Origin of the sequence: Streptomyces sp. NPDC002588 (assembly GCF_040295925.1) — a bacterium.
In the GTDB taxonomy this organism is placed as follows: domain Bacteria; phylum Actinomycetota; class Actinomycetes; order Streptomycetales; family Streptomycetaceae; genus Streptomyces.
On record NZ_JBEOWF010000057.1, the window covers coordinates 56,505 to 75,315 of the forward strand.

An 18,811-nucleotide genomic window follows, 5' to 3' on the forward strand; every position below is an offset into this window, starting at 1 on the left:
GATCGCCGAACTCGCCGGTCTGCCCGCGCCGGGTGACAGTCGCCGCTGAGTGCCGGTAGGGGCCGGTGCCGACCGTCAGGACTGCCGGGTTGACGGCTTGCCCGTGGATTCCGAGTCCTGCTCCTGTCGGGTCGTGGCGGACCAGCTGGCGAGCAGCTTCAGGCCGTCCTCGGCGACGGTTCCGGGGGGCGCGCTGTAGACGACCACGCTCAGGCCGCTTTCGTCCGGCAGGCTCATGGTCTCCTGGTCGAGTTCCAGGTCGCCGACGAGCGGATGGTTGAGGCGTTTGGTGCTCTCGCGGAAGACATGCACGTCGTGGGATCCCCACATCACGCGGAAGGCGTCGCTGCGGGTGGAGAGTTCACCGATCAGGTTCGACAGTTCGCGGTCGTAGGGGTTCTTCCCCGCCTCGATGCGCAGCGCGCCCACGGCGAAGCGGGCCATGCGCTCCCAGTCGGCGTAGAACCGCCTGGCCACAGGGTTGAAGAACGCGAACCGGGCGACGTTCGCCCCGCAGGTCGGGTCGGCATACATCTCCGAGTACAGGGCCCTGCCCAGCGGGTTGGCGGCCAGTGCGTCGAGGCGGTTGTTCATCACGTACGCCGGCAGCTCCGGCATCCCCTCGACGATCCGCGCCACGCTCGGCCGCACCGTCGGCCGAACCGCCCGCTGCCGTGCCCGCGCCTCGGGCGCAGGTCCCGCAGCGCGGGCGAGGTCGTACAGGTACATGCGCTCGGTGTCGTCGAGCCGCAGCGCCTGGGAGAGGGCGTCCAGCACGCTGTCGGAGACACCTCTGAGGTTGCCGCGCTCCAGGCGCGTGTAGTACTCGACGCTCACCCCGGCGAGCGTGGCGACCTCGCCCCTGCGCAGTCCGGGCACCCGCCGCTGACCGTACACCGGCAGACCCGCCTGCTCGGGAGTGATCCGCTCGCGTCGCGAGCGGAGGAAAGCGCTGACAGCATCCCGGTTGTCCATGAGGACAGGGTAGGCAGGCCGCGCGCTGGGTGGGGGTCCCTGCCAGTACCCCTCACAGCAAAGACTCCCCCATCACGGCCGTCTCCCGTTGCATGGTGCCTGCCCCGATCACCCCGGGGCCCGACCGGCGGCAGAACGTACGTGCCCCGGCCGGCCGACCTTTCAAGTACCGAGTTCCACATGAGGGCTTGAGTACCTGAACAAGCCTGAAGGGGCACACACGATGAGCAACCAGATCGAAACGGTGACGGAGAGCCCGGCGGATGTCGTGCGAGGGCTGTATGACGCGCTGAGCAAGGGCGACGTGCCAGGTGTCCTGGCCAGGCTGGCCCTCGAGGTGATCGTCGATGAGCCGAACCAACTCCCTTACGGCGGCGTGCACCAGGGCCGCGAGGTGTTCGTGCAGTCGGTCCTGGGCGCGATGATGGGCTACGCCAACGTTGCCATCACCGATGCCGAGGTGTTCGAGGGCCCAACTGGCGTCGTCGGAACGCTCACCGGAACGCTCACGGCCCACACCACCGGTGAGGAGTTCCCGCTGACCATGGTCGAGATCCACCAGGTCGAGAACGGCACGGTGCGCAAGATCGACGTCTACACCAAGAACCCCCACGAACTGGCCGCGTTCTACGCGCGCGCCGAGGCGGGCACCCGCTGACGACGACACGCCGCACAGTCCGGCCGAGTTGTCTCACCGCAGCGCGAGCAGCTCGGCCGGCTCATGCCCAGGCCCAGGCCGTCGCATCGACGATCCCCTGCCGGCATCAGCGATACGGCGGCCGGCCACGCGGACTGCGCGTGGCTTCAAGCTGACTCGAAATCGTGGCCACGCGCACGACCCGATCCCGGCCAGGATCCCCGATGAGCAGGAGCGTTTCGAGGCGGTCACCAACCCCCTGCCAACTCGCGCGGCGGACAGGACCGGTGGACACACGCCAGCGCGAAGCGGGTCGTGGGCTGGAAGGTCGACTCCCCGGAAAGTGTCCAGGAGAAAGTCGAAGCGATCCACGACCTGGCCACCGACGACGCGGTCGCGGCGTTGGTGACCACCGACTTCCTGCGCCGTCCCGCGGTCGCCGACAAGGCCATGGCCGACGATTATCCGGACTACCGGCTGTTGGCTTGAGCTCAGCCGGTGGTGCGTTGTCCTGCCTGGACGGTGTGGACGCTGAGGACGGGGTCGAGTTCAGGGACGAGAGCCTTGGTGGAGATAGCCACGAGATGGGCCGGTGCCGAGCCGCTCTGCAGAGCATTGACGTATTCGACGACCTCCGCGTGAGTAAGCACCGCAACCTTCTGCCGCAGCACGTGCATAGCGAAGATCCGCCCGCGCGTTCCTGCGGTCTGGCGTATCTCGTCGTGGAGGTCGTCCACCGCCGTTCGTGTGGCCGTCTTCCGGATGCGGATCCGGTAGTCCTCTTCCCACGCGCCGGTGTGCGCGGACACCACACCGATCGAGTGCAGCCCACCATCAACGCGATCAACGAGAAACGGGCCATTGCCCACCAACAGCTGAGAGGTGTCTCCCGTCCGCACGTACTCCGCGGACTGGTAGGAGACAATCCACGCCAGTTCGTGCTCTTCGACATGTGTCACTCGCAGCTGCCCCGGCGATTCACGCTCAAGATGCGCCTCCACCAGCCGGACGGCGAACTCACGGTCGATCATTCAGGCAGCATCCCCCACCTGCGAGGGAACGACCAGCGGATTTCATCCTCGTCTCAGGCCGGAACGCGGCTTGGTAATCACGGGCATGCCGAGGTCGGTAGGACTGCCCTGGCCGGTGCGGCGGCTGCGTTCCAGAGCGCGGTCGAGGGCAACGAGCTTCTCCTAGCCAGCCATTCGTCCGCGCCTCTGCGATGCGATCGGAGAGGTTGCGGATGATCTCGATCAGCCGGGGCCGCTGCCTGGGGGAAACCCGTAGCATCGGCAGCGCAGACACGAGTGCTCATGCTGGCACGGAGTTCCATAGGGCCGTGCGCAGTCGCCGAGCTCCAGCTTGCGGGTGTGGAAGTGTTCCTGGAACTCGCGCCACTCGTCCGTCGTGGGTTCGCGGTATTCCTCCGCGGGCCGTGTCGCCCGCCGCTGGTCGAGAAAGGCCCGGTAGTAACGGATCAGGTCCTCCTGGAACACGGCTGGATACGCCTCCGTAGTGCTCGTATTCCGGACACCTGGCACCTCACCGAAGACATCGAGGACTTCCTCGCCCGCGCCGGAGACTTTCTCCGCTCGCGCCCCGCTCTGCACAACACGCCGCTCACCACACTGGAAAAGTGGCGGACCCAACCGGGCGGGTTCACCCCGGGAGCCGTCCTCTTCGGCCGACTGGAGTTGACGGGCGAGACCCAAGCGATCTTCTACCGCCCGCCGACCCGCCGGCTGACCCTCACTCCACTCTCCCCCGAGCGGGCCAACGCCCTCGCCGTCCATTTGACCGGCCTCGGCCACACCCTTTCAGGCGTTACCGCGGACCACGACACCGCCACCGCATTCGCCGAAGCCTGGCAGCGGCACACCGGCGCGACGCCCACACTCCGCGTCCGGATGCACCTCTACCGCCTCGACGCCCTCACCCCTCCGAACCCGCACCCAGACGGCCACAGCCGCCTGGTGGGCGAGCAGGATCACGACCACCTCATGCGTTGGTGCCGTGGGCTCGCTGCCGACCTCGGCGAGACCGTCACCATCGACGCCGCCTCCTGGGCCAGCACCCGCTTCGCCGAGAAGAGCTACACCTTCTGGGAGACCCCGGACGGCACCCCCGTCTCCATGGCAGGTGTGAACCCGATGATCGCCGGCATGGTCCGGGTGGACCCTGTCTACACCCCAGCCCACCTCCGCGGACACGGCTACGCAGCCGCCGTCACCACAGAGGTGAGCCGGGCCGCGCGCGCCGCAGGCGCCACCGAGGTCGTGCTCTTCACGGACGCGGGCAACCCCACCAGCAATGCCCTCTACCAACGCCTCGGATACCGCCGCATCGCCGACTGGGCTCCGTACGACTTTGCCTACGCCACACCAGAAACCAGCTAGGAAGCAGGAGTACGACAGGCACAGACAACACCACACCATCCTCGGACTTCGCACCCAGCCCCTGCCGACCTTCCGCGATCCATGGCGCAGGTAGAAAAACACCTACTTCGGGTCCACTACGCGCTCGCCACCAAGCTGGTCAACGAGCTGGTCGAGGCCGCCGACGACAAGCAGTTGTCCAAGACCATCGCCCGCTATGGCCGTGCCGATCTTTTGTACAATGACGAACTCGGCTATATGGAGCTTGACCGCCGCGGCGCGGAACTGCTGTTCCAGTTTTTGATCGAACGGGAGGAGAAGAACAGCGTCGCCATCGCCTCGAACGAGTCCTTCAGCGGCTGGACCCGGACATTTACCAACCCACGCTTCTGCGCGGCGATCGTCGACCGGCTCACCTTCAACGGCGCGATCATCCAGACCGGCACCGACTCCTACCGGCTCGCGTGTCCCACCGTAATGCCCGGCTGACCGTTCACGGCAGGCGGCTGCTCGTCGAACGTGTCCGCTCGGGCCGTCCCGTCGCCCATGTGGCCGCCGAGATGGGTATCTCGCGGGCCACGGCCCACAAGTGGATCCGCCGCTGGCGGGCGGAGGGCGAGCAGGGGCTGCACGACCGGTCCAGCCGTCCCCGCACGACGCCGCACCGGACCCCGGCCGAGAGGCATGCCCGGGGCGCCGCCAGACGGTGGTCACGAGGCCGGCGATCAACGGGCCGACGGATGCTGGGGGTCCGCTGGGGACGGACGCTCCGGCACCCCGGCCGCGCGGTGCCGACCGATGTGCTGCCCACCAGCGGAGACGAGGCGGAAGAACTCCAGCGTCCACGCGCGCTGCTCCTCGGTGTCCGGCACCCTCATCCCCCTGGCCCGTTCCATGGCCGCCCAGGCGGCCTCCGGCGCGATGTCCAGGAGGATCATCAGGGAGACCGCGATCAGGGAGGACCGTCCGATGGCGCAGCGGCAGTGCGCCACGACATGGGCGCCGGCCCGCAGCTCCGCGGCGAGCTCCCGCAGCGCCGGCAGCACGACGGGGATCGACGGGACCGTGAAGTCGGGGATGGGCAGGGCGACGAACCGCAGCCCGGCGGCCTTGGCGAGGCGGGGCTCGTCGGTGAGCCCGAGTTCGGCGCGCTCGGCGTCGGGGAGGGCGCAGACGAGGATGTCGGCGCCGGCGCCGCGCAGGGCCGCCATGTCGGCGGCCAGGAGCCCGTGACCGCGGGGCCGGACCATGGTGCTCAGGCGTCCCGGTCCCCGCGGACCGGCGACAGTGAACAGGACGGGGGCGGACGACTCGGTCATCGGGCGGACGAGCCCGGCGGGAGCCAGCGGTAGCAGTCGCCGCACGCGTCGGTGAGCCAGCCGTTGAGGCTGCCCAGGCCCCGCTCGTTGATCTGCCCGTCGTGGATGCCGTAGGCCCGTTCCGGCTGGACGGCGCGGACGAAGTCGATGGCCTCGTCCGTCTTCATCCATGACCCCTGCAGGGGAACCAGCAGGGTCTCCACCGGTCGGTCGGGAGGGTAAAGGGAGTCCCCGGGGTGGTAGACGCGGTCCTCGACGAGGTAGCCGAGGTTGGCGCAGTCCGGGAGGTCGCCGTAGATCCGCGCGTGCCGCCCGCCCTGGGCGGTCACCCGGAAGCTTGCCACGGTGAACTCCTCGCCGGGGACGACGCCGGTGAAGTCCAGGCCCGGGAGCCGCGCCGACTTGGGGGCGTAGACGGGCACGCCCAGCCCCTTCAGCCGCAACAGGTCGACGTGATCGTCGTGCTCATGGGTCACCAGGACCGCGTCCGCGCCGGCGAGTGCTTCGGGCTCGCTCCAGACGCCGGGATCGATGACTAGCGTGCCACCGCCGTCGTGCTCCAACCGGACACAGGAATGGGTGTACTTGGTAATCCGCACCCGCGTGAGCATAGTCCGGAGGCTCTGCGAATTCCTTGGGCGAATGGCTGGAAAATGTCGGCCGGGCGCATCCTGGGGTGTTCCTGGGTGAGCAGCGACAACCAGACGTCCGTGCGCTCCGGGGAGTCGATATCTCGTCAACTTCCCTGTGGACACCAGGAGTTCACCTTGTGGTCAGAAGTGCTCACTGTTAGCTTCGGAACATGGACAAAACAAACTCGAACGTCGAGGAGCTCGCCGACCTGGCCGAGCTGGAATTCTCTCCGATCGCCCCGGAGGATGCCGCTGACCTGGACGACCGTGTGTACCTGCTCGGTGTCCGCCCGGAGTTCGTGAGCCGGTAAAGTCCGCTCGTCAACCCGCCCCCCGCCGGTGCCGGGGGTCTGTTGTCACTAGAGGTTCACCACCGGAAACGGTGCCGGGCCTCGGCCTTGGGGATGGGGATTCAGCGCGTGGTCATGGATCGTCTGCCGGTCGGTTCTTCTGCTGATTCGGTGCTGTGGCTGCCGGTCGACGCCGCTGACGACACCATTCATGAGGCGATCGTCGCGCTCGATCCCGACCGTCGCCTCGGGAGTGCGAAGCGCCCCGTCTTCCTGACGGCATGGCTTCCCTGCCTGAAGGGAAGCTGTCTGTCGTTTCTCGGTCTGAGCCCTGCCAGCCACCAGTGGCTGGCAGGGCTCGCCGGTGACGGCTTCTCCGCGGCACGCCGGGCCGAACTGACCGCCGCGCTGGCCGTCGCGGACCCCGGCGCCGCGTTGCCGGACGACCCGCACGAGCAAGTAACCGCCCTGATACGGGCGTTGACCAGGGCCGAGACCGGCCCGGCCCAATTCGGGCTCGGGCGACAACCGCTGTGGTGCGGCCCCGACGGCGGCAGCGGCCTCGCCTGCTCCTGCGATCCGTCGACCGGCCGGCCCGGCGTGACGGGCTCCTTTCTTGCCGGGGGATCAGGAGCCCAGCTGCTGACAGCGGGCGGCGCGGATCTCGCCGAACTGCTCGACACGCAGCCCTGGGGCCCGCAGGTACGGGAGGCGGTCCACACCGCCGAGGCCGAACTCGACTGGCCGGCGAGGGTGGAGTTCCTCGTCGAGGAGGGCAGACCCCACATCGTCACAAGCACCCGAGCATCCCTGCGCGGTACCGCTCTCCTGCACGCTGTGGGCACCCGGTACGAACGCGGCCGGCTGACCCCCGCGCAGGCGGTGTCGCTGGTGGAGCCGCGGGACGTCGAACAGGCGCGTTCCGGGGCGGCGCAATCCCTCGATCTGCCCGTGGCGGCGCGCGGCCTCGGCGTGTCGCCCGGCATCGCCTCCGGCGCCGTCGTCTTCAGCGCGACCGACGCCGTCGCCGTGCAGGCGAACGGCGGGCAGCCGGTGCTGGTCCTCACCGAGTCGAGGCCGGAGGATCTTCCGGGCCTGCTGGCCGCGACGGCCGTCGTCACCGAGCGGGGCGGACAGACGTCGCACGCCGCGGTCGTGGCGCGCGGACTGGGACTGCCGGCCGTCGCCGCCCTCATCGACGGCGTCCTGGACGCCGACGCCAATGTCCTGCGTACCACGCACGGCGACACCGTCCGCGCCGGCGACGTGGTCACGGTGGACGGCCACGCCGGAGTGATCCACCTCGGCGGCCGCACGGGGCCCACCGCCGAACGGCAGGCCGCTCCGGAGCTGCCCGGCTGGCTGGACGAGGCGCTGTCGGGGCTGCCCGGCATCGCCGTGCGGGTGAACGCCGACACCGGCGCGGACGCCGCCGCCGGGCGGGCACTGGGCGCCGACGGGGTGGGACTGTGCCGGCTCGAGCACATGTTCCTCGGTGAGCGCCATCAGGTGCTCCAACGGGTCCTGATGGCCCGGCCCGGCCCCGACATGACGGAGGACCTCGCCACCGTGCACGCGCTCCTGCGGGCGGAGATCACGGACGTACTCGCCGCGATGGACGGACGGCCTGTCACGATCCGTCTGCTCGACCCCCCGCGCCACGAGTTCCTCCCCGACCTGACCGAACTCTCCCTGACCACGGCGGCGACGGGCGCCCCCGCCGACCGGGACCGCCTCGACATCACCCGCCGCCTGCACGAGCACAACCCCATGCTGGGAGTGCGCGGCGTGCGGATGGGAGTCCTGCTCCCGGCGCTGACGGCCGTACAGATCAAGGCGCTGGTGGAAGCGACCCTCGCGTTACGCCGCGCCGGCCGGGACCCGCGGCCCGAACTCCTGGTCCCCATGGTGAGCGCGCCGGCGGAACTGGACTTCGTCCGGGGCATGCTCGACGACGTCTGCGCCCACCTGGGAACCTCCCGAGCCCAGGCGGGCATCTCGCTGGGCGCCATGATCGAGACCCCGCGGGCCGCGCTGCTGGCCGGGTCGATCGCCCGCCGTGCGGACTCCCTGTCCCTGGGCACCAACGACCTCACGGCACTTGTCTGGGGCCTGTCCCGCGACGACGCCGAACAGCACCTGCTGCCCGCCTACCAGGACGTGGGCCTCCTCGTCGAATCCCCCTTCGCCCGGCTGGACGTCGAGGCGGTCGGGACCCTGGCACGCCAGGTCGCCGCTGAGGCACGGGCCGTACGCCCCGACATCACGCTCGGCGTCTGCGGCGAGCAGGCGGCCGACGCGGCCGCCGTGCGGTTCTTCGCCGAGGCGGGCTTCGACCACGTCTCGTGCGCGCCGCCCAGGATCCCGCTGGCCAGACTCGCCGCCGCGCGGGCCGCCGTCGCACAAGGAGCGGCGGACGTTCATCCGACGGGGGCGGGGCGTTGAGCGAGCCGGCGATCGTCGTGGAACGGCTTGGCCGTACCTTCATCGACCGCGGACGCGAACTCGTGGCCCTGCGGGACGTCAGTTTCCAGGTCGGGGCCGGCGAGATCGTGGGCCTGCTGGGCAGCAACGGCGCGGGCAAGACCACCCTCACCAAGATCCTCGCCACCCTGCTGCTGCCCACGGCCGGTGCCGCCCGGATCTTCGGCCACGACGTCACCCGCGATCTGCGCGAGGTACGCCGTATGACCGGCGTCGTTCTGGGCGGCGACCGTGGCCTCTACGCCAAGCTGAACGGCCGCGACAACCTGAGGTTCTTCGCCATGCTCGCCGGCGTGGGCCGGCGCGGCCTGAGCGCGAAGCTGGACGCCGCGCTGGAGGAGGTCGGCCTGGTCGGCGCGGCGGACCGCGCGGTGGAGACGTACTCCAAGGGCATGCGCCAGCGCCTCCACATCGCCATCGGCATGATCGCCGAGCCGCGCGTCCTGCTGCTCGACGAACCGACCGTGGGCCTCGACCCGGTCGAGGCCGAACGGCTGCGCGGCACCGTCGCCCGGCTGCGCGACACCGGAGTCTCGGTCCTGCTCACGAGCCACTATCTACTCGACATCGAACGCCTCGCCAGCCGGGTGATCATCCTCGCGGACAGCACTCTGGCGGCGGACCTGCCGGTCGAGGAGTTCGCCCGGCAGGCCGGCTACACCGCCACGGTGACCGTGCGCGGCACCGGCAGCCCGCCCGACGGCGGCGCCCTGTCGTCCCCCGACATCGCCGTCGGCGGCGTCGAGAGGGCCGACGAGTCGTGGACCCTCCGGCTGCACGTCCGCGACTGGAGTGTCGGCTCGTTCGGCCTGCTGGAGCAGGCGTTGGCGCACGTCAGCGTGCTGGACGTGCGCATCGACCCGGTGCGGCTGGAGGACGTCTACTCGCACGTGGCCGCGCGCCTGGCCGACGGCCGCCAGGTCGGTGGAGTGAAGTGAGGGGCGCCGCGTGGATGTTCCTGACCGCGTTCCGCATGGAGCAGCGGGCCATGCAACGCAATCCGCTGCTGCTGGTCAACTCCGGGATGCTGCCCGCCGTGTTCCTGGTCATCGCGGTGGAGACCGGCCGCCCCGGCTCCGACGGCGCGGCCGAACTCATCGTGGCCGTGATGCTGACCGCGCTGTGGGGCTCCACGGTGTGGATGAGCGGAGGAGTCCTGCGCCGCGAGCGCACCTTCGGCACCCTGGCCCGCTGTGTCTCCGGAGTCTGGTCGCCCTACCTGGTGCTGCTGGGCAAGAGCCTGGGCGCCACCGTCACCAGCGTCGGCGCGATCCTCGTCAGCACCGGCGTCACCGCGGCGGCGCTGGGGCTGCCGCTGAGCGTGTCGCACCCGGCGTGGGCCGTCGTGTCGCTCGTGGTGCTGGTGTGCTCGGGCACCGCTCTGGGGGCGCTGGTGTCCTGCCTCTTCCTGGTGACCCGCAACGGGCTGGTGTGGTCCCACGCGCTGATGTACCCGGTCTTCGCCCTGGGCGGACTGCTCATCCCCACGGACGCGCTGCCCGAGTGGCTGCGCTGGGCGCCCGAACTGCTCAGCCTGCACTGGATCAAGGACTGTCTGGTCGACGCAAGCACCGGGGGGGTCACGCTCGCCCCGCTGGGCGTCGCGATGCTGTTGACCCTCGCCTACCTCTCCGCCGCGGGCTTCGCCTACCGCCGGTCCGTCGAGAGGTCCCGGAAGGAGGGGACGCTTGACCTCGCATGACATCGCCCCCTCGCACGCCGCAGCCCCGGCCCCTGCCTCCCTGGCCTGGCGGTCGGCCGAGGCGGCCCGCATGGGCTGGCTGGAGTACCGGGTGCTCCAGACGCCCGCCGGTCTGCTCGGCGCGACCCTGCCGCGCGGGGTCCTGCAGATCCTGTTCTTCACGACGCTCGCGGGCGTCCTCGCGGGTCCCGGACATCGCGAGTACGCCTTCGCCGGATCGCTGGTGCTGGCGCTGAGCAGCACCAACGTCAACGGCGTGGTCGCCGTGCCCGTCCTGGACAAGCAGTACGCCACCTTCGCGCGGGTCCGCACCGGCGCGCTGTCGCCCACCGTCACCCAAATCGCCCGGGTGCTGCCCTACCCCGTCATGGGCTGGGTCCTCCTCGTCGTCCAGGGCGCAATCGCGGCGCCCCTGCTCGGCATGACGGACTTCGCCCTGCGACTGCTGCCCTGGGCGTGGGTGTACGCGCTGATCGCGCTCACGCTCAGCGTGCTGGGGCTCGCCGGGGCGACGATGACGGTCGGCAAACGGGCCGACGTGGTGGCCCCGAACGTCCTGTCCTACCTGGTCATGCTGTGCAGCGGCGCGATCGTCCCGCCCGGCCGGGTGGGATGGGTGGACGCTATCGGCCAGGTGCTGCCGGCCCGGCACGGCCTGGACGCCGTCCGCGCGGGGATGGAGGGCCGGCCGTGGCTCGGCGACCTGGGCCTGGAGGTCGCCGCCGGTCTCGGGTTCACCGTCCTCGCCGCGCTGTCGATCCTCCTCCAGGCCCGGCGCGCGAGCAGGCACGGCCACGACGACTTCGAGTGACCGATGTGCCCAGACCCGAGGGGAAACCGATGAGCATCATCCGCCTGCCCCTGGCCGTGCGGACCGAAGCGGACCATGCGGCATCCGCCTCACCGCCCGGCAAAGCTCTGCGTGTCGCCCTGGTCAACATGCCTTGGGCGCGCATCCACGCGCCCTCCATCCAGTGCGGACTGCTGCAGTCGATCACCCGCGAGGCCGGGCACGAGTGCGACAGCCACTACCTCAACATCGAGTTCGCCTCCTTCTTCGGCGGCAAGGCCTACGACACCATCGCCAACGTCGCCTCGGAACGGCTGCACCTGATGGGGGAGTGGCTCTTCTCCTACGCCGCGTTCGGCGAAGTGACCCCGGACGACGACTACTTCGCCGAATATCCGGAAGTGAAGTCCATCTGGGACGAGCTCACCGGAAAAGGCCTCGAGGACCTCGTGGAGATGCGCCGCGAGAAGCTGCCGGACTGGATCGCCGCATGCGCGGCCAAACCGGTGTGGGGGGAGTACGACGTCATCGGGTTCACCTCCACGTTCATGCAGAACACGGCGTCCCTCGCACTGGGGAGGAAGATCAAGGAATTCCACCCCGGTGTGACCTTGGTCTACGGTGGCGCCAACTTCGACGGGGAGATGGGCGCCGAGTACGCGAGGAAGCTGCCCTGGCTCGACTACGTGGTGGTCGGCGAGGGCGACATCGTGTTCCCCGCCCTGCTGAAGAACATCGCCGACGACACGGACATCCCGATTGCCGGCGTCCTGCGGCACGCCACCACGCACGCGCCACAGGCCGCCGACGCGCAGCGCCCGCAGGCCCTCGACGACCTTCCCACCCCGGACTACCGGGACTACTTCGCCTGGCTGGAGCGCTTCGACCGCGCCCGGCTGCTCGGCCGGGCGCCCGTACGACTGCCGGTCGAGTTCTCCCGGGGATGCTGGTGGGGCCAGAAGCACCACTGCACCTTCTGCGGTCTCAACGCGCTCGGCATGGCGTACCGCTCCAAGTCCGGCGAGCGCGCGTTCACCGAGCTCAGCGCGCTGCTGCGCGACTACCCGGTGGTGCACGTCGACACCGTCGACAACATCCTGGACATGAGGTACTTCTCGTCGCTGTGCACGCTGCTGGCCCAAGAGCACTGGGACGTGAACCTCTTCTTCGAGGTGAAGGCCAATCTCACCCGGGAGCAGCTCGCGACCCTGAGAAGCGCCGGGATCCTCCGCATCCAGCCCGGCATCGAGAGCCTCAGCACCCATGTGCTGCAACTGATGCGCAAGGGCGCGAGCAAGCTGATCAACATCCGGCTCCTGAAATGGGCCGCTTACTACGGGATCGACGTGGCCTGGAACATCCTGGCGGGATTCCCGGGGGAGACCGGGGAAGACTACGCCGAGCAGCTGCGCCTGCTCCCGCTTCTGCACCATCTGCAGCCGCCTGGGGGCTGCGGAAGGATCTGGCTGGAACGCTTCAGCCCCTATTTCACCGACCCGTCCTTTCCCATCGACAAGGTCCGGCCCCGGGCCAGCTACAGCCATGTCTACCCGGCCTCGTTGGACCCCGAGAAGATCGCGTACTTCTTCGACTACGAGGCGTCCGGCACCGTGTCCCACGAAACGGTCGCCGCGCTGAACGCCGCCGTCTCCACATGGCAGACCCGCTTCGCCGAGTCCAAGCCCAGCCTCGTCTACCAGCGGCTGCCCGGGAAGCTGACGCTCATCGACCGCCGGACCGACCAGCCCAAGCGGGCTGTCCTCGCGGGCTGGAGGGCGGAGGCCTACGAGTCCTGCGGAGACGCGCCCCGTTCAGCGGCGGCGATCACCCGCCTGCTGGCGGCACAGGACGTGTCAGTCTCCGAGGACGAGGTGACGGCCTTCCTCGAACAGTGCTGTCGCGCCGACGTGATGGTGTCGGACGACGGCAAGTACCTCGGGCTCGCGCTGCCGGAGAACCCCGGCTGGTAGCCGTCGTGGCCCCGCGCCCAGGAGGGATGAGTGCATGACAGCAGTCGCATCGGCCCAGGACAGGGTGCGCCTGGGCAGGAGCATAGCGTCCCGCCTGGCCGCGTCGACACACGCGGACGCCGCGTTCCTCGCCGGGAGTTCGGCGGTCGGGCTGGGCAGCGCCACCAGCGACATCGACGTCTATCTGGTCGGAGCCCCGGCGGGAGAGAAACGGCAGCAGATGTTCGCCGACGACATCCGTGTCGACGTACAGCATCTCTCCCTGGACACCCTGGAGTCGCTCGTCGACCGAGTCCTTGGCACAGGACTGCACTCGGACCCGGCGGGGGAGACGCTGTCGGACCGTGAGATCGCGCTGACCGTCCGGCTGCGCACCGGTGACATCGTGACCGACTCGGGCACGCTGGCCGCGCTGCGCAAACGACTCGACGAGCATCCTCTGCGGCTCTCCCGACTGGTCATGAACAACTGGATGCTCGCCGCGTTCTTCGCGGCCGAGGACTGCCTCGGACTGCGCCAGTCGGACGACCCGTCCGACCTGGACGCGGCCGCGCACGCCGGCCGGCGCGCCCTCGTGTGCGCGGGGAAGGCGCTGGCCGCGGCAGGCGGGGACCTCTACTTCGGCGAGAAATGGGTGTGGCGGCAGCTCGCCCGCAGCGGCCCCGACGGGTTCCCTTTCCCGGAGTTCCAACGGCTCTTGCGGGACGACCCCCTGGCCGTCGACCCCCATGCGGGCCTGACCGCGCTGACGTCGTTCGCCCAGACCTGCCTGATCGCCACGGCCACCCTCGGCTGGCAGGGCGTCGACGTCTCCCGCTGGCCCGCCTGGCCGGCGGGGAGCGGTCCGCTGCGCAGGTCCCCAGCGTTCCTCCCGCGCGCCTACGACGACATGGTGACGCTGGTCCAGCCCGCCGGCCGGCACTTCCGCCTGCCGCCCGACGCGGCGCTGATCTGGGGCCTGAGCGACGGGCGTTCCGCGCAGACCGTCACCGAGCACTCGCTGCGACTGTCGAAGGAGGCGCCCGCGTTCGCCGGACTGACCGACGAGCGGTGCCGGCGCATCACGACCGAGTTGCGGGAAGCGGGTCTGCTCACCGAGACGGGCGGACATTGGGGAGCGATGTGAAGTTCCGTCAGAAGCGCAGCACCACCCTCGACCTCGCACTCGCCCTGCAGCGCGAGCTGATCGGCCGCACCGGCTCCTGGGAGCCCAACTTCCTGCCCCGGCCGGTCACCCCGGAGACGGACCCGTTCCTTGACGGACTGCGGTCATGGGCTCGGACCGTCGGCTCCGGCCTGCCCGCGTTCCTGGCCGCCGCCCGCCGACCGGAGGACCTCATCGCCCTCGTCGACGACGACCGCCTCCGTCCCGGAACGGAACTCGTCACCACCGCGCTGACCGCCGCGGCGCCGACCCTCGCCGAGGCGCTCCCCCGGTTCGAGGAGGTCCGCAAGCAGGCGACTGCGGAGATCAACGACTTCCTCCCGCCCGAGCGTTACCTGGCTCCCCTCTGCGCGGCGCTGGGCACCAACGAGACTGAGCGGACGCTGGACCTCCACCTCGTGCCGCTCGCGCCCGCCCCGCCGGCCACGGGCTTCCTGGTCGACGGGGGCAGAGCCACGGGCGTCTACGTCGACTGCCGCCGCTTCCGTGGATCGACGCTAGCGGACGCCGTCCTGACCATGCTGGGCTGGGCGCAGCTGAAATCGGGGGCCGTCCCCGACTGCCACCTGTCCACCGAGTTGGTCCGCCGCATGCCCGGTAGCTCTCCGTACCAGCGCCGGCTGCGGGTTCTCCTCACCAAGATCCTCGTGGAAATGACCGCCGGCCATCTGGTACGCACGGTGGACTCTGCCCACCGTCCCTGTGCCGACGTACTCGGCACCAAGTGGCGCTACGCACGCCTGTATTCCGTAGCCGAACGGCACTGGCCCCGATACCTCGACGGCGACGTCGACCGCGCCGAGGCCCTGACCCTGATGGCCGAGGACCTCGCCGCACACAGCCCGCGCTGGTTCGTCGACTCCGTCGACCCCTCCTCGCTCGCCGCCGACTTCTACCTGCTGGAATGGCTGACCGCGGCGGGCGACCGCACGGCCAGAGCACGACTGTTCCGCTGGCTGCCCCATCTGTGCGCTGATCTGGCGGGGCACCTGGACAACGTGATCGGCAACGAGCTCGGACACTACGAACGAGCCAGAACGCACCACCATCCGCAGGAACTGGCGGACTTCATCACGGAGATCAACCAGGGCGACAGCCGTGTCACATGGCAACGGCTGCGCCGCGAGATGGGCCACGGTCGGGCGCTGCAACTCGCCACGGAGGCATTCGCCGGTCCGGGCGTCGAGTTCGGCGGAGAAGCGTGGGCACCGGTGGCCGCCATGGTGCGGCGCTACGTCCGGCACGAGCTGCCCGACCGGGTCTTCGTCGACCAGTGCTTCACCCTGGAGCACAACAACGGCTCTCTCTTCGACAAGTACCACGACACAACGACCATGCGTGAGGTGCTGGACGCCCAAGCGGTGACTGACCTCGACACCCTGCTGACCCACGCCTCGGCCGAAGTACGGGAACTGTGGCAGGCACAGCGCCTCGACTCGGCGGAGGGCCATCCGATGTGGCTCGGGTCGCGCCCGGCCGCGCCGACTGAGGTCCGTACCGACCCATCGGGATGGAGCGCAACCGGCCTGCACGCAAACGCACCGGGCACGGTCGGATGCGGCGACCGCAGCGACCGGGGCGCGTTCGCCCCCCTGAGCGACCCGCTGCGCGACTCCCCAGTGCGGATTCGCCAGACGCCTGCCCGCCGTCCCTTCTCCTCCTCTTTGAGGACCTACCGATCCCTTGCCGCGGTCCTGCACACCGAGCTCGGCGACATCCACCTCGAACTGCGCCCCGACGAAGCCCCCTACACCGCGGACAACTTCGTGGGCCTGGCCACCGGAAGCCGCACCTGGACCGACCCCCTGACCGGGGCCACCGGAGAGGGCGGTTTCTACGACGGCACGGTCTTCCACCGCCGTGTGCCGGGCTTTGTCGTCCAGGGCGGCGATCGGCTGGGCACCGGGCAGGGCAGCGCGGGATACCGGATACCCGACGAAATCCATCCGGACCGTTCATTCGAGCGGCCGTTCCAACTGGCCATGGCGAATCTGGGCCGGGACAGCACCGGCTCCCAGTTCTTCATCACCCTTGCTCCGGCGCCCCATCTGAACGGGCAGTACACGATCTTCGGAGAGGTGGCGGACGACCGGTCGAAGGACGCGGTCGGCGCCATCGCCTCGTCGCCGACGGCTGTCCGGCTCGACCGCGTGACGATCTCGGCCACCTGAAAGCGTCTCTTGTGCCAGCGGGCCTGAATGAGGTGGTTCCGTTGGCCGCGTTGCATGATCCTGACGCTCATAGGGGGTCACTGATTCTGCGGTGACGGCGTCGAGGCATGTCCAATCCTCTGTGCCGACTCTGAAGGAGGTGCGGCTCTGGTTGCGATCGGGCCTGCCCGAGCTACTGCGGCTGCTGCTGGTAGCCCGCTTACGTGACGCGTTGGTAGGAGCTGGTTTTGGCCATGTTCGATGCCGAGCCGGGTCGCGATGGCTTTATCGAGCAGTAGTGGTTCTGGCACGGCGCTTTCATGTGCCGGGCCAGGTCAGCCTTGAGGTTGACCGTCGCGGTGTGCGAGTAGTTCTTGATCGTCAGGTACTCGTCCTTGGTGTTGCCGCCGGAGCACCGGTTGCAGTCCCGGCCCGGGGAGTCGTACTGAACGCCCTTGACCATCAGCGCGGACGAGTACTCGGTGGCCTGGGCCGGCCCGGCGGCGATCACCTTGGCTTTTTCGTGGGGAGTCGCAGGGTGAAGTGGGCGCCGCCGGTGCTCGGGGTCAGGGTGACAGTGCCTCCGTGCGCGAGGGCGATGCGTTCGACGATGGCCAGGCCGAGGCCGGTGCCGCCGGTGTCACGGGCGCGGGCGTCGTCCAGGCGGGTGAAGCGTTCGAAAATCCTTCGGCCCTCCTCGCGCGGAATGCCGGGTCCGTCGTCCCGGACGTCGAGGACGGCCTGATCGTGGGCGTCGTCGTGACTCAAGCTGACGTTTATCGTGCTGGTCGCGTGGCGTTCGGCGTTGTCGAGCAGGTTGCCCAGCACGCGGGCGAGCAGGGCGTGGTGGCCCCGCACGGTGAGGGGCCCGGGGACAGAACACACCTCGAGGACGATGCCCTGGGGCGGGTGCCGGCGGGTGGTCTCCTCTCGCACGAGGTCGGTGAGGTCGACGGTCCGCCGGGACGCCTGGTCATCTTGTGGGGAGTCGAGCCGGGCCAGCAGCAGGAGGTTCTCGGTCAGGTCCTGCAGGCGGACGGTGTCCCGGTGAGTGTCACGGACGGCCCGCGCCCAGTCGGCGGAGGAGGCGTCGTTCAGGGCGAGTTCGAGTTCGGTCCGTAGACAGGCCAGCGGTGTGCGCAGTTCGTGGGAGGCGTCCGCGGTGAACTGACGCTGCTGGTCGACGGCCTTCTGCAGGCGGTCGAGCGTGGCGTTCATGGTGATGGCCAGGCGGGCGATCTCGCTGCCGGTGCGGGGGACGGGGACCCGCCGGTCGAGGTGGTGTGCGCTCAGGTCGGCGAAATCGGCGCGGATGGCCTCGACCGGACGCAGCGCCCGCCCCGCGGTGAGCCACGTGGCGCCCGAGACCAGCAGCGTAATGCCCGCGACGCCGCCTATGAGGAGCCGGACGAGGGTGTTCAGGTGGGCCTGTTCTGCCTCGAGGGACTGCGTGATGGCGACGGTTTCCGGCGGAGCTGTGCCCTCACGGCGGGCGATGGCCCGGATCGGTATGGGCCCGCGAGCCGGGTCGGTCCAGGGAAGCAGCGACAGCTTCCCCGCGCTCGGTCCCGCTTGCCGGGTGGGCCGGCACAGGCTGACGTACCTGTCGTCGAGGAGTTGCACCCGTTGGAAGGACCGGGTGCAGACGGGCAGGTCCTTTGTGGCATTCACCCGCGGCTGGACATCCATCAGCACGAGGCGCGTCTTGCGGTAGGCGCTTTCCATCAGGGAGGTACGCACCATGAGCGCGACGGGGACCGAGCCGCGGTCAGTGGGGCCAGGGTGATGACCGTGGCCAGGAGTGCCATCCGTATCCGGATGGTGGCCGGACGCAGGCGGCGCAAAACGGACCGGGCGCGGCGCCACGTCATGACAGGCTTCCTTCCGCCGCGTCGAGCCGTAGCGGGCCCCGCGAACCGTACGGATGCTGTGCCGCCCAAACGGCGTGTCGATCTTGCGTCGGAGCGCGCTGACATAGACCTCGACGAGGTTGACGTCACCGTCGAAGCCGTCGTCCCAGACGTGTTCGAGCCCGGAAGAAAAAGAACTTCCCAATGACGATGTCAAGCTGCCGCCGTATCGGCTGGTAGAACCTCGTAGCACTCTCCGTCTCGGAGCATGGCCCACAAGACGTTGGCTCGTCGACGGGCCAGAGCGAGCACTGCCTGCTTGTGTCCCTTGCCCTCGTTCCGCTTGCGCCCGTAGTAAGCCTGGGAGGCGGAGCAGGTTCTCAGGCTGGCCATTGCGGAGAGGTAGAAGGCCCGGAGCAGACCGCGGTGGTAGCGGCGCGGGCGACGCATGTTGCCGCTGACGCGGCCAGAG

General features: G+C 69.7%; 15 protein-coding genes and 6 pseudogenes. 13 read left to right on the forward strand and 8 right to left on the reverse strand.

The window, feature by feature from the left end:
* Window positions 1-75: 75 nt before the first annotated feature.
* Window positions 76-975, reverse strand: coding sequence for a helix-turn-helix transcriptional regulator (locus ABT057_RS42820; protein WP_352349627.1), 900 nt, complete (start codon window positions 973-975; stop codon window positions 76-78).
* Window positions 976-1,198: 223 nt separating this feature from the next.
* Between ABT057_RS42820 and ABT057_RS42825 the strand changes: the two genes are divergently transcribed.
* Together ABT057_RS42825 and ABT057_RS42830 are read left to right on the forward strand one after the other, a co-directional pair.
* On the forward strand, window positions 1,199-1,633 hold the full coding sequence (locus ABT057_RS42825; RefSeq protein ID WP_352349629.1) for a nuclear transport factor 2 family protein: 435 nt from the start codon (window positions 1,199-1,201) through the stop codon (window positions 1,631-1,633).
* 288 nt (window positions 1,634-1,921) lie between these two features.
* Window positions 1,922-2,101 (forward strand): annotated as a pseudogene (locus ABT057_RS42830) (DUF6192 family protein); the annotation flags it as partial.
* 2 nt (window positions 2,102-2,103) lie between these two features.
* Here ABT057_RS42830 and ABT057_RS42835 read toward each other — a convergent pair.
* Window positions 2,104-2,643, reverse strand: a complete 540-nt coding sequence (locus ABT057_RS42835; protein WP_352349631.1) for a YrhB domain-containing protein — start codon at window positions 2,641-2,643, stop codon at window positions 2,104-2,106.
* A gap of 471 nt (window positions 2,644-3,114) precedes the next feature.
* On the opposite strand from ABT057_RS42835, the gene ABT057_RS42840 reads away from it, so the two are divergent.
* The 3 genes and pseudogenes from ABT057_RS42840 to ABT057_RS42850 all read left to right on the forward strand — a co-directional run.
* Window positions 3,115-4,008: a GNAT family N-acetyltransferase gene (locus ABT057_RS42840; RefSeq protein ID WP_502974062.1), complete on the forward strand. Its 894-nt coding sequence runs from the start codon at window positions 3,115-3,117 to the stop codon at window positions 4,006-4,008.
* A gap of 108 nt (window positions 4,009-4,116) precedes the next feature.
* Window positions 4,117-4,476 (forward strand): annotated as a pseudogene (locus ABT057_RS42845) (ATP-binding protein); the annotation flags it as partial.
* Window positions 4,452-4,667 (forward strand): annotated as a pseudogene (locus tag ABT057_RS42850) (helix-turn-helix domain-containing protein); the annotation flags it as partial. The pseudogenes ABT057_RS42845 and ABT057_RS42850, both read left to right, overlap by 25 nt.
* A gap of 45 nt (window positions 4,668-4,712) precedes the next feature.
* Here the strand turns inward: ABT057_RS42850 and ABT057_RS42855 are convergent.
* Window positions 4,713-5,306: a phosphatase domain-containing putative toxin gene (locus ABT057_RS42855; RefSeq protein ID WP_352349633.1), complete on the reverse strand. Its 594-nt coding sequence runs from the start codon at window positions 5,304-5,306 to the stop codon at window positions 4,713-4,715.
* Window positions 5,303-5,917: an MBL fold metallo-hydrolase gene (locus ABT057_RS42860; RefSeq protein WP_352349635.1), complete on the reverse strand. Its 615-nt coding sequence runs from the start codon at window positions 5,915-5,917 to the stop codon at window positions 5,303-5,305. The genes ABT057_RS42855 and ABT057_RS42860 overlap by 4 nt, the downstream gene beginning before the upstream one ends.
* Window positions 5,918-6,108: 191 nt before the next feature.
* Here ABT057_RS42860 and ABT057_RS42865 point away from each other — a divergent pair, with 191 nt between their 5' ends.
* The 8 genes from ABT057_RS42865 to ABT057_RS49315 all read left to right on the forward strand — a co-directional run bounded on the left by ABT057_RS42865 (window position 6,109) and on the right by ABT057_RS49315 (window position 16,510).
* Entirely contained in the window at window positions 6,109-6,249 is a 141-nt protein-coding gene (locus ABT057_RS42865; protein ID WP_352349637.1) for a hypothetical protein, read from the forward strand.
* Window positions 6,250-6,363: 114 nt separating this feature from the next.
* On the forward strand, window positions 6,364-8,673 hold the full coding sequence (locus tag ABT057_RS42870) for a putative PEP-binding protein (RefSeq protein WP_352349639.1): 2,310 nt from the start codon (window positions 6,364-6,366) through the stop codon (window positions 8,671-8,673).
* Window positions 8,670-9,650 (forward strand): ABC transporter ATP-binding protein, encoded by a 981-nt coding sequence (locus ABT057_RS42875; protein ID WP_352349641.1) that lies wholly within the window; start codon window positions 8,670-8,672, stop codon window positions 9,648-9,650. Before ABT057_RS42870 ends, ABT057_RS42875 begins: the two co-directional genes overlap by 4 nt.
* Window positions 9,651-9,664: 14 nt before the next feature.
* Window positions 9,665-10,414, forward strand: coding sequence for an ABC transporter permease (locus ABT057_RS42880; RefSeq protein WP_352349643.1), 750 nt, complete (start codon window positions 9,665-9,667; stop codon window positions 10,412-10,414).
* Window positions 10,401-11,225 (forward strand): ABC transporter permease, encoded by an 825-nt coding sequence (locus ABT057_RS42885; protein ID WP_352349645.1) that lies wholly within the window; start codon window positions 10,401-10,403, stop codon window positions 11,223-11,225. Before ABT057_RS42880 ends, ABT057_RS42885 begins: the two co-directional genes overlap by 14 nt.
* Window positions 11,226-11,254: 29 nt before the next feature.
* Entirely contained in the window at window positions 11,255-13,174 is a 1,920-nt protein-coding gene (locus ABT057_RS42890; RefSeq protein WP_352349647.1) for a RiPP maturation radical SAM C-methyltransferase, read from the forward strand.
* Window positions 13,175-13,208: 34 nt separating this feature from the next.
* Window positions 13,209-14,300 (forward strand): hypothetical protein, encoded by a 1,092-nt coding sequence (locus ABT057_RS42895; protein WP_352349649.1) that lies wholly within the window; start codon window positions 13,209-13,211, stop codon window positions 14,298-14,300.
* On the forward strand, window positions 14,297-16,510 hold the full coding sequence (locus ABT057_RS49315) for a peptidylprolyl isomerase (protein ID WP_502974061.1): 2,214 nt from the start codon (window positions 14,297-14,299) through the stop codon (window positions 16,508-16,510). Before ABT057_RS42895 ends, ABT057_RS49315 begins: the two co-directional genes overlap by 4 nt.
* A gap of 319 nt (window positions 16,511-16,829) precedes the next feature.
* Here ABT057_RS49315 and ABT057_RS42905 read toward each other — a convergent pair.
* The 4 genes and pseudogenes from ABT057_RS42905 to ABT057_RS42920 all read right to left on the reverse strand — a co-directional run.
* A pseudogene (locus ABT057_RS42905) lies at window positions 16,830-17,000 on the reverse strand (lamin tail domain-containing protein); the annotation flags it as partial.
* Entirely contained in the window at window positions 16,997-18,232 is a 1,236-nt protein-coding gene (locus tag ABT057_RS42910) for a sensor histidine kinase (RefSeq protein ID WP_352349659.1), read from the reverse strand. The gene ABT057_RS42910 and the pseudogene ABT057_RS42905, both read right to left, overlap by 4 nt.
* Window positions 18,233-18,406: 174 nt before the next feature.
* Window positions 18,407-18,616 (reverse strand): annotated as a pseudogene (locus tag ABT057_RS42915) (helix-turn-helix domain-containing protein); the annotation flags it as partial.
* Window positions 18,553-18,811 (reverse strand): annotated as a pseudogene (locus ABT057_RS42920) (IS110 family transposase); the annotation flags it as partial. The pseudogenes ABT057_RS42915 and ABT057_RS42920, both read right to left, overlap by 64 nt.

Excerpts from the sequence above, each read along its gene's own strand:
- ABT057_RS42820 (WP_352349627.1), bottom strand. The coding sequence starts at position 975 with ATGGACAACCGGGATGCTGTCAGCGCTTTCCTCCGCTCGCGACGCGAG.
- ABT057_RS42825 (WP_352349629.1), top strand. The coding sequence starts at position 1,199 with ATGAGCAACCAGATCGAAACGGTGACGGAGAGCCCGGCGGATGTCGTG.
- ABT057_RS42835 (WP_352349631.1), bottom strand. The coding sequence starts at position 2,643 with ATGATCGACCGTGAGTTCGCCGTCCGGCTGGTGGAGGCGCATCTTGAG.
- ABT057_RS42855 (WP_352349633.1), bottom strand. The coding sequence starts at position 5,306 with ATGACCGAGTCGTCCGCCCCCGTCCTGTTCACTGTCGCCGGTCCGCGG.
- ABT057_RS42860 (WP_352349635.1), bottom strand. The coding sequence starts at position 5,917 with ATGCTCACGCGGGTGCGGATTACCAAGTACACCCATTCCTGTGTCCGG.
- ABT057_RS42865 (WP_352349637.1), top strand. The coding sequence starts at position 6,109 with ATGGACAAAACAAACTCGAACGTCGAGGAGCTCGCCGACCTGGCCGAG.
- ABT057_RS42870 (WP_352349639.1), top strand. The coding sequence starts at position 6,364 with ATGGATCGTCTGCCGGTCGGTTCTTCTGCTGATTCGGTGCTGTGGCTG.
- ABT057_RS42880 (WP_352349643.1), top strand. The coding sequence starts at position 9,665 with ATGTTCCTGACCGCGTTCCGCATGGAGCAGCGGGCCATGCAACGCAAT.
- ABT057_RS42890 (WP_352349647.1), top strand. The coding sequence starts at position 11,255 with ATGAGCATCATCCGCCTGCCCCTGGCCGTGCGGACCGAAGCGGACCAT.
- ABT057_RS42895 (WP_352349649.1), top strand. The coding sequence starts at position 13,209 with ATGACAGCAGTCGCATCGGCCCAGGACAGGGTGCGCCTGGGCAGGAGC.
- ABT057_RS42910 (WP_352349659.1), bottom strand. The coding sequence starts at position 18,232 with ATGGTGCGTACCTCCCTGATGGAAAGCGCCTACCGCAAGACGCGCCTC.